This window comes from Sutterella parvirubra YIT 11816 (assembly GCF_000250875.1).
Classification (GTDB): domain Bacteria; phylum Pseudomonadota; class Gammaproteobacteria; order Burkholderiales; family Burkholderiaceae_F; genus Sutterella; species Sutterella parvirubra.
Genome location: NZ_JH604937.1, coordinates 21,069 through 21,831 on the forward strand (window position 1 = coordinate 21,069; position 763 = coordinate 21,831).

The window sequence follows — 763 nt, forward strand, 5'->3', positions numbered from 1 at the left end:
CCGCCGAAAGATTCACCCCCTGCAACACATTGGAAAAACTTGTGCGCGCTCAGGTCGGGAACCCGCTGATATAGTCAGCTCGACGAAACGGAGACCCATCCGGGTTAACACCATGCTTCATCCAACCAAGACGGGCCTGATCATCGCCGTACTCGCCTTGACCTCGGGCGTGGTGCAGGCGGAGTGGCGCGGCCCCGTGCTCAATGCCGATCCCCAAACGCTCGCCGACTGCGCGGACCCCGCGCATCCCTGCGTGCGTCTTTGGCGGGACATGAGCGCCGCGGAACGTGCGGAGCTCTGGCCCTATCTCGACGGCGTGGCGCGCGCCTCCCATTGGCGGGAGATGACGAAGCGCGAACGCGACGCGATGCAGGCGCATCTGAACGAAGCGGACCGCGAAGCGATCCGCCAGCGCTTCACCGTGCAGAACGAGCAGCGCCGCCACCACGGCGCGAGGCCCAAGCTCTGCAGCGAGGACCGCACGCTCATGCGCGCCCAGATCATGGAAGTGCACATGAAGTTCGCGAAGCCGGTTCCGAAGGCCAATGCGGCCGGTGCGCCGACGGCGGAAGAAGCGAAGCGCTGAGCACCCACAACCTGAATTCCAACGGAAGAGGCGGCATGGCCCGCCTCTTCGCGCATCCGGGGCCGACGCATGGGGTCCTGCGCCCCCGCGCACCCTTCTCCCCAAGATGGTCCCCAAGCGTTCCCGACGCCGCCCTCGGAAAGCCCTCGGGGCCGGTCGGAAGGGCGGCGCCCTCCT

General features: G+C 67.1%; 1 protein-coding gene. It reads left to right on the forward strand.

The window, feature by feature from the left end:
* The first annotated feature begins 112 nt into the window (after positions 1-112).
* The gene (locus tag HMPREF9440_RS10465) at positions 113-586 is read left to right on the forward strand and encodes a hypothetical protein (protein ID WP_008541748.1); all 474 of its coding nucleotides are present in this window, start codon (positions 113-115) and stop codon (positions 584-586) included.
* Positions 587-763 lie beyond the last annotated feature (177 nt).